Source organism: Vibrio sp. YT-15 (assembly GCF_033337445.1).
Taxonomy (GTDB): domain Bacteria; phylum Pseudomonadota; class Gammaproteobacteria; order Enterobacterales; family Vibrionaceae; genus Vibrio; species Vibrio alginolyticus.
Genome location: NZ_JAWOQR010000004.1, coordinates 146,725 through 160,612 on the forward strand (window position 1 = coordinate 146,725; position 13,888 = coordinate 160,612).

Here is a 13,888-nt window from a genome sequence, read left to right on the forward strand (position 1 = left end):
TCGTATTTGCTTCTGGTCGAGCCCAATATTCAGGCTCAAAACTGTTTTAATTTGCTCGCTAACTGAAAAAGCGAGTAGGCTGTCAAAACTAGTAAGTTTCAAACAACCCAGAGTTGTAGTCTTGGATGGCTTGTTCTATCTCTTCCATGCTATTCATGACAAAAGGGCCATAATGCACCACGGGTTCATTAATTGGCTCACCTATAAAGATCAGTGCACCACTCTCTTTTTCGGCCTGCAATTCAGCCCATTCACCTTTCGATAAAATGGCCATTTCGCCTTGATTGATCTCACGACCTTTTAATTGAATACGACCTTTATAGACATAGAGCATCATGTTGTTGTCTTGCTCCGTGTTCAAATTCAAAGCTTGACCACCCATCGCTCTCCAATCGGCTACCGTGGCAGCAACACCTGTCTCTGTTAGCGGCCCCTGAATTCGTTCGTTGTTTATAGTCATATGACCCGCAATCAAACGTACAACCCCCGTATTCGGAGTATCAAACTCAGTGATCGTTTCAGGTTGAAAGTCATGATATTGAGCTGGCTGCATCTTATTTTTCGCAGGCTGGTTAATCCAAATTTGGAAACCATGCAGTTCGCCTTCCTTCATAATAGGCATTTCGCTATGGATGACGCCTCTTCCTGCCGCCATCCACTGTGCACCACCGGAACGAAGCTCGCCAACATTATCCATATGATCACGATGCTGGAAATGACCTTTCAACATATAAGTAAGCGTCTCGATACCGCGGTGCGGATGCGGAGGGAAACCGCCGATATAGTCAGCACGGTCTTCTGATTTGAGTTCATCCATCATCAAAAATGGAGAAAAGCTAGCATGATTGAAACCCGCTACTCGGCGAATTTTCACTCCATCGCCATCAGCAGTAGGTTGCGCAGGAATAAGCTGACGAATGTCTCTGAATGTACTCATACTAGTTCTCCTAGTTTATCTTTGTGACCGCTTGCAAATCGCATGTTCAATCTATGGCTATCGATAAGGTTCTATTTTAGGTTGATGAGCTAAAATTATGAGCCATACTATTCGTTCTACTTATTCAACTTTTTCGAACAATACAATTTATCGAGTTAATAATGAGCACATTTAATTTATCTAAAATAAATGTAGCTATTTTCTAAACAAGGTGTATAGTGTGCCTTGGCTCTTAGAAGAGAGCTGTTAATGCAACATTTAGTTTAAGTTTCCTCTCAGTAAAATCTTGAATCCCCAATTCAGACACCTGCGTACAACTTCCTCTTGATTGAACATTCAATAGCTTAGAAAAGATCCACAAAACAAATCATAATTTTTATGTTTAATTCAAAGGTATTTTTATGTCTAAAGTAACTGGTTCAGTAAAATGGTTTAACGAAACTAAAGGCTTCGGTTTTCTATCTCAAGACAACGGCGGCCAAGATGTATTCGTACACTTTAACGCTATCGTTTCTGACGGTTTCAAAACACTGACTGAAGGTCAGAAAGTAAGCTTCAATGTAGAGCAAGGTAAAAAAGGTCCTCAAGCGACTGAAGTAACTCCTCTATAAGACTGCTTTTCTTGGTGTAGCATGCCCATGCTGCACCAAACCTCTCTCCTTCAAAAATATTCTTTCATCAATCACTCAGCCTAATTTTAGGCATTGCTTTGTGCTATCTAAAATAAACTGAATAGTACTGCTTAATTTATTATTTATAGGAAAAATCATGTCCTCAAAAAGAACTGGCCGTCAAAGGCATTGGTATCAATTACTTAACAAAGAGAAAATCACTAAAAAACAGGAGAATAAATGTTAGAAATTGAATTTAATTTAGAACAACCTCAAACCTCTTGGAACGCTAAAATACATCAATTAAATGGTGATATTTTACGAAGACACGTATTACCGAAACTTCTTTATCATAGCTTCATGATCGATTTTGAATATTGTGAGAAAACGCAATCTGGAACTATTCTCTGTGATTCAGGTTCAAAGTTAGGAAGTTTTACTGTTAACTGATTCAGTTTTCATGCATTAATGGATAATGCAACTAATTTGGAAGGTATCCAATGGCTAGAAAAAGTAAGAAGCAGTCAGAAAAAGACAAAAAAGAGTCTGAACAAAACACGGCGGCGGTAAAGCAGAAAACTCGACGCCGCATAGAAGACATTATGGAACAAAGAGAATTTGATAAGTTATTCGATCTATAAATGCTCTCTAGTGCTTTCTCTGCCTTTATCGTTGTGCAAGGTACCGCCACCTACCTTTGCTCAAACGAATCTCCACTCTTTTAGACTACTCTTCTAATTACACGTCCCTCTCACACACGCAAAAACAACTGGCTCCTCTATACTCAAGTGACTTGCAAATAGTCGTTTCGCTCACAGGAAACCCCGTGACTAATGACAGCTAGGTTATTTGCGTATAGCCAAAGCGATATTTTTGCGTATAATCCCTCTCGTTTGCTTCGTATAACCCCAATGATATGGTTTGGGGGTCTCTACCAGTTCCCGCAAAGTGCTGATTACGAAGAGTTGAGATCATCGTGGGTCTTACTCTTTGTGATAGCGTTCGATTTATTTCTATCTATACCTATTCTTAGAGTAACTGCATCCACAATACACATAAGGTGGAATATGAACGCATTTATTCAAGGTCTTCCAAAAGTAGAGCTGCACTTACATATCGAAGGTTCACTTGAGCCGGAACTCTTATTCAAATTAGCAAAACGAAACGGCATCGAGATCCCTTACTCTTCTCCGAGTGAACTACGCAGCGCATATCAGTTCACAGACTTACAATCATTTCTCGACCTCTATTACCAAGGAGCGGGAGTTCTGCGTACGGAGCAAGATTTTTACGATCTCACTTGGGAATACTTACTGCACTGTAAAGAAGACAACGTTATTCATACCGAAATCTTTTTTGACCCTCAAACACACACAGAACGCGGCATAGACTTTGACACCGTTATCAATGGAATCGCTCGCGCGCTAAAAGATGGTCACGAAAAACTTGGCATTACCTCGCAAATTATTGCGTGTTTTCTCCGTCACCTTCCAGAAGAGAGCGCCATAGAGACCCTACAGGCTATTCTGAAACACCGTGATAAGATCATTGGTGTTGGACTAGATTCTTCAGAACAAGGTCATCCGCCAGCTAAATTCAAGCGCGTATTTAAACAAGCAGTAGAAGAAGGCTTACTTACCGTTGCTCACGCAGGTGAAGAAGGCCCCGCACAAAATATTAGCGATGCAATTGAAATGCTTTACGTGAGCCGCGTGGATCACGGTGTTCGCTGTGTTGATGATGAAGCATTAGTTGAATCCTTAATCGAAAGCCAAATGCCACTGACAGTGTGTCCGTTATCGAATCTTAAGCTATGTGTATTCGACGATATGAAAGATCACAATATTGTGGATTTGCTACGAAAAGGTGTCGCCGTAACGATTAACTCAGACGATCCTGTGTACTTTGGTGGCTACATGACGGATAACTTTCTGGCCGTCAACAACGCACATCCAATGAGTAAGAGTGAACTTGCCCAATTTACAATGAACGCGATTGATGCCAGCTTTATCGATAACGAGTTAAAGGCGAAATATCGTCACCTTGTTAGCCAATACGTAAACCAGCACGAAGCGTTGCAATAAAGGCATCAGTGCCACGCCTTAGGTCAAACGCGTAGGTATTAAAACCCTACAAAGACTCTGTGGTTAACCGCATTTATAAACGCTAGACTGAGAAAGCTAAACTAGCACACAAAAAGGAATAGAATCATGATTCAACAAGGCCAAGCTCTACCAGTTGCAACTCTTAGTGAGTTGACTGCCGATGGTATGGTTAACCACGACGTTACAGAACTGTTTGCGAACAAGAAAGTCGTACTCTTTGCTGTACCTGGCGCATTCACCCCTACCTGTTCAGAAGCTCATCTACCAGGCTATGTGGTATTAGCTGATGAGCTAAAGGCAAAAGGTGTTGATTTAATTGCTTGCGTTTCTGTAAACGATGCATTTGTGATGCAAGCGTGGGGCGAAGCTCAAAACGCTTCTGAGATTCTGATGTTGGGTGATGGCGACGCTAGCTTTACTAAAGCATTAGGTCTTGAAATGGATACAGGCGGCTTTGGTGGTATTCGCTCACAACGTTACGCGATGATCATTGAAAACGGCACAGTGACTAAGCTTAACGTTGAAGAGCCAAAAGAGTTTGAAGCAAGCAAAGCAGAAACGATTTTAGCGGCGCTTTAAGCTTACTCCTAAATACAAAAACGGAAGCCATCGCTTCCGTTTTTTGTTGGCTAACGCATTCTCACAACACTCGTTTGTTGCTTACGCTGCATTTCCGCAAAAGTCAGCACAAACGGGGATGACTGCTTTACACGGCTTGGTAATGAAGAAAGCGCATTGTAGGCATCCTGTTTCGTTTTAAAATCACCAACAGTTACCGTATACCAACGCGTGCCTCGGCTGTTTTTCCAGTTAACCCAAACCGGATGCTTAGGATCGATATAGCGAATATAATCTTTCACATCTTTTTCTTGCTTTAGCGCGAGTACCTGCATCGTGTAATGGTTTGGGTTTAAATAACCATATGCATCCTGAGAGGTCATGACTCCAACACATTGGCCGCTATCGACCTCCTGCTGGTAAGGCATAGCGCAGCCCATGAGCGATAAAATCAATGTCAAAGATAAAATCTTGTGCACGTGTCACTCCATTCTTGTTCTAGTTTCTTTTCTCTCGCACCCAAAAACACAAAACGCTCTTGGTCAGGTAAAACACACCCTTACAAGAAGGCCTGCGTTTTAACGCAACGAGTATTCCAAAAACGTAAGGCGACCACGTTGGTCGCCTTAGTAAACTGATTTAATAGAAAATTAACAAGATAGAGTGATATAGACAGAAGTTCGCTACTGTTTAGAACCAGCTAGCGACCAATTGCTTAAACCAGTCTAAAATTCGCTTGAATAAACTGCCTTCCTCCACGGACTCCAATGCAACGAGCTCGGCTTCATTTACGACCTTACCGTCGACTTTGTAAAGCACTTTACCAACCACTTGTTGCTCAGAAATTGGCGCAACTAAATCACCGTTGTATTCAACATCCGCTTGCAGATTTTTTACATCTCCTTTTGACAAAGTGAGATACACATCGTTAGCTACGCCGACAGTAAGCTCGTCTTTTTCGCCCATCCAAACTCGAGCTTTCGCAAGTTCCGCACCCGCCTCAGTCGGCATTACCGTATCGTAAAAGCGGAAGCCATAACTTAACAGCTGCTTGCTTTCTGATTCACGAACATTCTCACTCTTCGCTCCCATCACTACGGCAATCAAACGCATATCACCTTGTGTTGCAGAAGTCGCTAGACTATAACCCGCGCCGCTTGTATAACCAGTTTTCATGCCATCGACATTCATACTACGATCACGAAGCAAGCCATTACGGTTGTATTGAGTGATGCCATTGTAAGTAAACGAGGTTTCGCTATACAGCGGATAGATATCAGGTAAGTCACGAATAATCGCTTGGCCCAACTTGGCAATATCATAAGGTGTCGAATATAAACCGTCACTGTCTAGGCCGTGAGGGTTGGTGAATGCCGTGTTAGACAATTCAAGCTTGGCGGCCCAACTATTCATCAAACTCACAAACCCTGATTCACTTCCCGCAACATGCTCAGCAATAGCGACACTGGCATCGTTACCAGATTGAACAATCAGACCACGGTATAAGTCAGACAAAGAAACGGAAGTATTGACTTCAATAAACATTTTTGAAGAATCTGGGAAATTTTTTGCCCAAGCATTTCGGCTGATGACAACCTCATCATTCAACGTAATATTGCCTGTATTAATTTCTTGACCAGCTACATAAGCAGTCATCAACTTCGTTAAACTCGCGGGGTTTAAACGTTTGTGGGCATCACGTTCAACCAGTACTTTCCCCGTATGGAAGTCCATCAAAACATAACCACGAGAACTGAGTTCCGGCGCATTTGGCACAACTGAAGGCGCAGCATAAGCCAACGAGGATACAGCAGCGAACCCTGTAATTAACACTGTGTGTAATATAGTACTTTTTCTCATCATGACATCTTATCTTAGTAGCATTTAAGGCTTACAAACGGTACCCGAATGAATTCAAAGCGCGGGATTACCTAGTTAAAAAACGAGTATATTGAAACGGCGCTCAGTTACAGCCACCTTGTTACGATTGGTTACTTTTACTCAATGTTTGTCGAAAATAATGAGAGGTAGGTAGAGCTTTCGTCTTGAAGAATGAAACAGGAGCGAAAATAATTCCGTAACGCTATGTTTTTTGAGAGGGGAGAAAAAGCGCGCAAGTCAATTCAGGGAGTAAGTTGGTATAGGAAAAGTAATTGAGCTTTTATCCATATCTAAATAGGAAACAACAAAAACAATCAACAATAAGCCCAGCTAATTATTTACCAAGAAAACATATTGAAAACGCATCATAAAATCGTAATTAATTATCGATAAATTTAAAAACCTAATATTATAATTTATGTAAATTTCATTTATTATTAAACTGGAGAAAAATACAGCTTTCCTTTTTTAAAACTAAGAGACGATTTTTTCGATGTTTTTAGGTTTATCTCATCAGAGAACTTGGTATAACAGTGAGGGATAAGGCATCCGGACTTAGCGCGAAAGGATAACCCACTGTTATTTAAGTTCACACGCTGCTTTTTAATGACTAGAGACTTTAAACTGCGGTTACCTTCGGTTTGTGCGGCTATTCTTTGACGTATCCCAACCCAGTACGACTCAAACGACGACATCATACATATCCTCTTTCATGATATAAGCATTAATAATTAAACATCGCTAAAAGCTAAGCTTGTCTTAAATAAAAGTACTAGAAATTAATTTTATTTCTTCAAAACAAATCAACCCGCATATTCCACATAAATTTAGTGGTTATGTCAAATATTAATTATCATTAATTTTATTTATAATGGATATAAAATCAGTTTATAATTTTTAAATAATTTAATTATTAGAAAGCAGTATGACCAGTCCATATTTAACATGGAAATATGAGCTTTGTTTTGCATCATAATATATAAATACATTAAAGATTCATCTACGAACTAAATACTCTTCAAGAGGTGATATAAATTAGCATTTCGAGACTAAATGAGAATAAAAATAGCGCACCGTATATGGTGCGCTATAGATTTGATTAAGGTCACTGTATAAGCATAGATAAAACTAAACTCATTTGACGTAGCTAGGCCAAGATTGCTTATGGTTTAAGTTTCAATACTTTATCAATATCTTCTGCGCTGTGTCGCTCAGGTAACTGCTCCCATTCTTCACCCCATGAACGGTTCACAATTCGACCACGTTTTACCGCTTCACGCTCATCAATTACTTTTGCCCAACGCACAACGTTTTTGTAGCTTTCTACGTCTAAGAATTCAGCCGCATCGTAAGCACGACCCAACACAAGGTTGCCGTACCATGGCCATGTTGCGATATCAGCGATGCTGTACTCATCGCCACCTAGGAATTCATTGTTCGCAAGACGCTTGTCTAATACATCTAACTGACGTTTTGCTTCCATTGTAAAGCGGTTGATTGGGTACTCGAACTTCTCTGGTGCGTACGCGTAGAAGTGACCAAAACCACCGCCTAGATATGGCGCAGAACCTTGCAGCCAGAATAACCAGTTCATTACCTCAGCACGCTTAGCGCCTTCTTTTGGTAAGAAATGATCAAACTTCTCTGCTAGATAAAACAAGATGTTGCCAGATTCAAACACGTTCACTGGCTCAGAACCCGAACGGTCAACCAATGCCGGAATTTTAGAGTTTGGGTTAACAGCCACAAAGCCAGAGCCAAACTGGTCGCCATCGCCAATCTTAATCAGGTATGCATCGTATTCTGCTGCCGTTACGCCAGCCGCCAAAAGCTCTTCAAACATGATCGTCACTTTCTGACCATTTGGGGTACCCATTGAGTAAAGTTGGAATGGGTGCTCACCAACTGGAAGCTCTTGCTCATGACGTGCGCCAGAATCCGGACGGTTGATGCTCGCCCACTGACCGCCGTTTTCATTATCGTTTGTCCAAACTTTTGGTGGAATGTATTCGTTAGCCATTGTTTTCCCTTATTGTGTTTGAATGCATCTTCAAACTGACGGGTCTTACGCGCCAGCAAGCATTATTAACATCACCTCTTCGCCAACTGCGATTAGGCATACTCAAGATATTAGGTCGAATTCGCCAAATAAAAGTCCTGCAATCTCTTTTAGTTAGAACCTTTGGTTATGGGATTTTCTTTCACGCTATAAGTAAAAACGTCGCGATAATGTGAACTAGGTTCGAGATGCCAATAACGAAGAACAGATCAGATTCAACGGCCCATCCATCATCTCCGTCTGAATCAAACTCGTATCGTGGCAACAACTGATCGAGAAAGCGAACCCGTGTAGGTAATCTGCCAATAGATCCAAACTGTCTTTCTCCACTTGCGGAGACAGTGCCAAAGGCTGAACAATGATTTGATAGCGCTCGGTAAACACTTGAGCAGGGCCATACGATGTCATGCTCAGCATGGTTTGCAATAACCCGTTGTACTCACGCAGCAGTTCAATGTAGCTAACACACAAATTTTTGAGTTCGCCTTGCCAATCTTCATTCACTTTCGGTTGATAAATTTCCTCCACCAGCGATGTGGTCAACGCTTCAAGCAACGCATTCTTGTTTTTGAAGTAGTAATAGATCGCCATAGGATCCACATTTAATTGCGTCGCTAACGAGCGAATACTTGGTACCTTGCTATCCTTTTTCATCAATGACTTAGCTGTATCTAGGATGCTTTCTGCGCTTAACTGCGACTGCTTAGCGGCTGGTCTCCCGCGTTTCTTTTCGTTGACAGACATTTGATCTTCTCGATAAACTCACACTTATTCTACATTGTAGAATTAATTTTAAACCATACTTTAGCTTGGCTCAAGCATCACCATTTTGATGAGGTACTCATGGCAAATATCGTATTTATTGCAACCAGTCTGGACGGTTACATCGCAGATAAGCAGGGCAAACTCGACTGGCTACATTCAGTACCAAATCCAGACAACATTGATACTGGTTTCTTCTCACTGATGGAGCGTATTGATGGCTTGGTAATGGGGCGCAACACCCTAGATGTCGTACTGAGCTTTGATTGCGATTGGCCATACAGCAAACCTGTGTTTGTACTCAGCAATACCATGACAGAAGTGCCACAAGGCTACGAAGACAAAGTCTTTCTAGTAAAAGGCGAGCAAAAAGATGTGCTTGCGGAGCTAAACGCAAAAGGCTTTAACGATCTTTACATCGACGGCGGAGTGACGATTCAGAACTTCCTGAAAGAAGATCTTATCGATGAAATGGTGATCACGCGCTTCCCTATCCTACTTGGCGGCGGCGCACCTCTATTTGGGGATTTAGAACAACCGCTAAACTTCAAAGTCACCAAGAGTGAAGTTGTTTTGGATACTTTAGTTCAAACGACCTACGTGCGTGAAAGATAATCTACCTAGGTATTTTGAACAAAAAACGCCCTTCATGGAGATATGAAGGGCGTTTTTGATGCCTACTGAGGAGCTGTTATATCAAAAGGCTCGTATATCAAAAGGCACTCCGCTTGATATGACCAATTATAAAGATGACTCAAACAAGCCTGTAATACCTTTCAAAGGGAAAAGCCTTGCTTGCTCCAACCCTCTCAACGTTACCGTATTGAGGTCATCAATAAAGAAACGACTGGTCATCGTGTGTTTGCCGCCATTAATGAAAATCTCGATGACAGAATTGTCGATATACATCTCAATCGTCTGCTTAGCGTCCAATCTTGGTGCTTTTCGAATACCACCAAATTCTTCTGCGTACAAATGAGACATATGACGACGGTCCAGCATAAACTCGTGCTCTGTCGCACTAAAGACGATGTTGTCACCTTTGAGGTTACTCAGCTCAAGTTCAAAGCCATCGCCCTCAAGGTCTAGTTGGATCAAACAACTGGTGCTTTCCAGTGTATGGGATTGTGCAAAGACCACCTCTTCTTTTCTTAAATTCTTCAGCTCAGGGAGCGGAGTTTGAACAAGAAAACCATCTTTCAACGTTAGTTCTCTAGGAAGAGACAACATTCCTGCCCACTGGTGTGTGACCGATGGTGTATCGATTTCTGGCAACCCTATCCATGCAATAAGAATGCGACGCCCATTCTCATCTAAATAGGTTTGTGGGGCGTAGAAATCAAACCCATAATCTGGCTGCAAAATATCTTGGTGGTTTTCTAAAGTCATCGACTCTAGGTTCAACTGATCACCCACGATATATGCGACAGAATAGATGTTTTTGAAATCATAAGGATTACTACTGCTCACGCCCTGTGGAGAAAACAGCATCACCGATTGACCATTAATCTCAAAGAAATCAGGACACTCCCACATGTACCCAAGGTCAGAAAACTTGGTCTTAATTGGACCTTTATGCTGCCACGTTTTCAAATCTTTGCTTTGATAGAGCGCCATTGAACCATGCTCGGTTTTGGTTTGAGCACCCACCACCATCAAATAGTCGTCGCCTTTCTTCCAAACTTTTGGATCACGAAAGTGCTCCGTGTAATGTTCGTTCTCAATGACCACACCATGCTTTTCAATGTTGCCATCTGAATCCATGGTGGCAAAGCACTGTGTTGGAATTCGATTCCAGTTTTGGTCACGCTTATTACCAGTAAAAAACAGCAAAGCCTTGTTGTTTTCCACCAAAGCACCGCCCGAATAGACACCATGTGAATCGTAGTCTTGGTCGGGATGAAGACCCACACCATGATCAGTAAAATGGATGAAGTCTTTAGTAGAAAGGTGGTACCAATACTTCATTCCATGGACTGGTCCCACAGGCGTCCACTGGTAAAAGATGTGGTGCTCACCATTGAAATAGCACAACCCATTTGGGTCATTTAACAGCCCAAATCTAGGGGCGATATGAAAACTAGGAAAGCCTTTATCTTGCTGACGTGAAAGTGTCATTTCTTCGATATCACACTGAGGGATTTGCTCAAGTCGGCGATATCTTTGCTCTACAGTCCAACGGTTGTTTAAGCTCATAATTTTTCTCAACTGAAATTGGATCTGGAGATCATTGCCCAATAAATTGCAGCAACTCTGTCTGGGTAGGAAGCGCAGTCATTGCGCCTTTTTGCGTCGTCGCTAATGCACCACAGCCATTTGCCCATTGAATCGCAGAGCTAACAACAGGATGATTTTTCCAATCGTCATGCTGAGACAGACATGCCAGTAGCCCTCCGACAAAAGCATCACCCGCACCTGTGGTATCAATCGGACTAACGACTTGACCAGTGATCAGCTCACTCTGATTTTCAAAGACGCGCCAAACGCCTTTAGCACCTTGTGTCACCAAGACCAAAGCAATATTCAAAGAGGCTATTTGTTGTAAACCTTGCGCCATCGATGTTGAGTCAGTTAAGAACAAAAGCTCCTCTTCAGAGAACTTAACCACATCAGCCATCGCTACAGCCTTCATCACGACAGCTTGGATCTCTGATTGATCTTGCCACACTTCATCGCGCAAGTTAGGGTCAAAGCTAATGAAACCACCAGCGGCTTTTGCTCTTTTGATCGCCTCAAACGTGCTGCTTCTACTTGGCTCATTTGCCAGTGAAATTGAGCAAACGTGTAGCCAGTCACCTTGCTTAAAGTTTGGGATGTCTTCAACAGACATAAACTGATCAGCGCTCGGTTTTACCATAAACGTAAAGCTGCGCTCACCTTGCTCGTCTAAATCCACCACCACTGTTGATGTTCTTTGCTCAGGATCTTTAACGAGAAACTCCGTGCTCACGCCCTCTTGATCGAGCGTTGATTGCATGAAGCGACCAAATGGGTCATCACCCACACGTCCAAAAAACGCACTCTTACCAGATAGACGAGCAATAGCTACGGCGACATTCGCTGGTGCACCACCGGGACATTTGAGTAAAGAAGTATCAGATTCCGGTATTAGATCGACAACAGCATCACCAGTTACCCACACTTGATTCATCTTGCTTACCTTGAAATTAAAGCCCTGATAGTCCAACGTGTTGAACACCTTCACTACCAAGTAAAAATTGAAAAAGGCTAGCCAAGCCATTAGTGCTTGGCTAGCACCCCAAACATTTAGGAAAAGAAGTGGATTTTGGGGGACTCCACCCCTAAGGAGTTCAGATTAAGCCGCTGCTTTTCTACCGACTTTAGCGCGGTCACGCATACCAAGAACAATGGTGAGAACAAATGCGGTCAAGAACGCGATCACCATACCCGCGATGTAGTACCCAATCTTCTCTGGCGTAATGGAAATGATGCCTGGAAGACCAGCTGCGCCCAATGCCTGAGCTTTCACATTAAACATTGTGATGAACGCACTTGATAACGCCGCAGCGCAAACTGCCGCAATAAATGGGTAACGTAGTTTTAAGTTAACACCAAACATAGCCGGTTCTGTAATACCCAGCAAACCCGTAACACCAGATGGAATCGCAATACCTTTCATCTTCTTATCTTTGCTCATCACGCCCACCGCCAACGCTGCCGCTCCTTGAGAAACGTTAGACATCGCCGCAATAGGAAAGATAAAAGTGCCACCCGTCGTCGCAATATCCGCAAGAAGTTGAGTTTCAATCGCAATGAAGCTGTGATGCATACCAGTAATAACAAACGGAGCATAAATAAGACCAAATACCGCACCACCAACAAAGCCAGCAGTGTTGTATAGCCAGTTCAGACCATCACCCAATAGGAAACCGATATCACGCGTGAACGGACCGACGACAGTAAACGTCAGCAAACCCGCTATGAAAATCGCCAGTAATGGCGTTAAAAGGTTGTCTAAAACAGAAGGTATGGCTTTACGTAAGCCTAGCTCAACCTTCGCAAGAATGAATGCCGATACCAAAACCGGTAACACCGAACCTTGGTAACCCACTTTTTGGATTTCAAAGCCAAGAATATTCCAAACCGGAATGTTGCCAGACACAGATGCGCCGCCGAATCCCCAACCATTCAGCAAGTCAGGGTGAACCATCAACATACCTAGCGCCGCCCCTAAATATGGGTTACCGCCAAACTTCTTACTGGCTGAAAATGCCAGCAGAATAGGCAGGTAAACAAACGGCGCGTTCGCAAACGTGTTGATCATGTTCGCCAAGTCTGTCAGTCCTGGGTTGGCATCAATCAAAGATTTGCCATCAATGAACAAGCCTTGAGCAGTCAATAGGTTATAGATACCCATCAACAAACCACCAGCGACGATTGCGGGAATGATTGGGACGAAAATATCAGACAGCCCTTTCACCGCGCGCTGAACAATGTTTTGTTTCTCTGCGCCAGCAGACGCAACGTCGTTGGTGGACATTTCATTCATCCCCGTCAACTTCGCCATTTCTGCATAAACTTGGTTTACGATGCCTGATCCAAAAATGATTTGGTACTGACCCGCAACTTTGAACTGCCCTTTTACTCCTTCAAGGTTATCAATCGCTTGTTCATCTATTTTTTGCTCATCTGCAACGGCAAGGCGTAAGCGTGTCGCACAATGCGCAAGTGCGGTGATGTTGCTTTTACCACCTAATAGAGTTAACAACTCTTTTGCTACTGCCGGATAATTCATTTCATACCCCATTGGATTATTATCTGAGCTTGCGAAATTTTCGGGAACGTTTGCAAAACAGATTTTTGCTCAATAAAACCAAATGATCAAAGATAAAGCAGAGAGAATGTGAGAATGATCGTCAAATTCTCTCCCTAAGAGCAGTATAGGAGGTTAGAATCGCTACTTATCAAAGAGCTTTTCATCTTCTCTTTGCAAACAATCCCAAAAACGAAAAAC

Annotated in this window: 14 protein-coding genes and 1 riboswitch; of the genes, 6 read left to right on the forward strand and 8 right to left on the reverse strand. The window is 42.5% G+C overall.

The features are described from left to right. Positions 1 to 88: 88 nt before the first annotated feature. A complete protein-coding gene (locus R7D93_RS09790) occupies positions 89 to 937 on the reverse strand; it encodes a pirin family protein (RefSeq protein ID WP_213876895.1) in 849 nt (282 codons plus the stop codon). Positions 938 to 1,338: 401 nt separating this feature from the next. Here R7D93_RS09790 and R7D93_RS09795 point away from each other — a divergent pair, with 401 nt between their 5' ends. From R7D93_RS09795 to R7D93_RS09815, 5 genes are all read left to right on the forward strand, one after another. Further along, positions 1,339 to 1,548: a cold-shock protein gene (locus R7D93_RS09795; RefSeq protein ID WP_005373691.1), complete on the forward strand. Its 210-nt coding sequence runs from the start codon at positions 1,339 to 1,341 to the stop codon at positions 1,546 to 1,548. Between the two features lie 240 nt (positions 1,549 to 1,788). Beyond that, the gene (locus R7D93_RS09800; RefSeq protein WP_213876894.1) at positions 1,789 to 1,998 is read left to right on the forward strand and encodes a hypothetical protein; all 210 of its coding nucleotides are present in this window, start codon (positions 1,789 to 1,791) and stop codon (positions 1,996 to 1,998) included. Positions 1,999 to 2,048: 50 nt separating this feature from the next. Then, on the forward strand, positions 2,049 to 2,189 hold the full coding sequence (locus tag R7D93_RS09805; protein ID WP_213961400.1) for a PA3496 family putative envelope integrity protein: 141 nt from the start codon (positions 2,049 to 2,051) through the stop codon (positions 2,187 to 2,189). A 237-nt stretch (positions 2,190 to 2,426) separates the two neighbouring features. Then, a riboswitch (purine riboswitch) is annotated at positions 2,427 to 2,526 on the forward strand. An 89-nt stretch (positions 2,527 to 2,615) separates the two neighbouring features. Then, positions 2,616 to 3,632 (forward strand): adenosine deaminase, encoded by a 1,017-nt coding sequence (locus R7D93_RS09810; protein ID WP_213867594.1) that lies wholly within the window; start codon positions 2,616 to 2,618, stop codon positions 3,630 to 3,632. A gap of 126 nt (positions 3,633 to 3,758) precedes the next feature. Further along, positions 3,759 to 4,232 carry a peroxiredoxin gene (locus R7D93_RS09815; protein ID WP_005373699.1) on the forward strand — a complete coding sequence of 158 codons (474 nt, stop codon included), beginning with the start codon at positions 3,759 to 3,761 and terminating at the stop codon, positions 4,230 to 4,232. 50 nt (positions 4,233 to 4,282) lie between these two features. Here R7D93_RS09815 and R7D93_RS09820 read toward each other — a convergent pair whose 3' ends face one another. The 4 genes from R7D93_RS09820 to R7D93_RS09835 all read right to left on the reverse strand — a co-directional run bounded on the left by R7D93_RS09820 (position 4,283) and on the right by R7D93_RS09835 (position 8,895). After that, positions 4,283 to 4,690: an SPOR domain-containing protein gene (locus R7D93_RS09820; protein ID WP_005373701.1), complete on the reverse strand. Its 408-nt coding sequence runs from the start codon at positions 4,688 to 4,690 to the stop codon at positions 4,283 to 4,285. Between the two features lie 211 nt (positions 4,691 to 4,901). Then, entirely contained in the window at positions 4,902 to 6,071 is a 1,170-nt protein-coding gene (locus R7D93_RS09825) for a D-alanyl-D-alanine carboxypeptidase family protein (protein WP_047102741.1), read from the reverse strand. A 1,183-nt stretch (positions 6,072 to 7,254) separates the two neighbouring features. After that, positions 7,255 to 8,112 (reverse strand): glutathione-dependent disulfide-bond oxidoreductase, encoded by an 858-nt coding sequence (yghU, locus tag R7D93_RS09830; protein WP_005373705.1) that lies wholly within the window; start codon positions 8,110 to 8,112, stop codon positions 7,255 to 7,257. A 216-nt stretch (positions 8,113 to 8,328) separates the two neighbouring features. After that, positions 8,329 to 8,895, reverse strand: coding sequence for a TetR/AcrR family transcriptional regulator (locus tag R7D93_RS09835; protein WP_213876893.1), 567 nt, complete (start codon positions 8,893 to 8,895; stop codon positions 8,329 to 8,331). A gap of 99 nt (positions 8,896 to 8,994) precedes the next feature. On the opposite strand from R7D93_RS09835, the gene R7D93_RS09840 reads away from it, so the two are divergent. Beyond that, complete coding sequence (locus tag R7D93_RS09840; RefSeq protein ID WP_154204224.1) at positions 8,995 to 9,528, forward strand: dihydrofolate reductase family protein; 534 nt, start codon at positions 8,995 to 8,997, stop codon at positions 9,526 to 9,528. 126 nt (positions 9,529 to 9,654) lie between these two features. Here R7D93_RS09840 and R7D93_RS09845 read toward each other — a convergent pair whose 3' ends face one another. From R7D93_RS09845 to R7D93_RS09855, 3 genes are all read right to left on the reverse strand, one after another. Further along, on the reverse strand, positions 9,655 to 11,109 hold the full coding sequence (locus R7D93_RS09845; protein WP_213876892.1) for a sucrose-6-phosphate hydrolase: 1,455 nt from the start codon (positions 11,107 to 11,109) through the stop codon (positions 9,655 to 9,657). A 31-nt stretch (positions 11,110 to 11,140) separates the two neighbouring features. Then, positions 11,141 to 12,064: an aminoimidazole riboside kinase gene (locus tag R7D93_RS09850; protein ID WP_213876890.1), complete on the reverse strand. Its 924-nt coding sequence runs from the start codon at positions 12,062 to 12,064 to the stop codon at positions 11,141 to 11,143. A 165-nt stretch (positions 12,065 to 12,229) separates the two neighbouring features. Beyond that, entirely contained in the window at positions 12,230 to 13,669 is a 1,440-nt protein-coding gene (locus R7D93_RS09855) for a sucrose-specific PTS transporter subunit IIBC (RefSeq protein WP_213876888.1), read from the reverse strand. Positions 13,670 to 13,888: the final 219 nt, after the last annotated feature.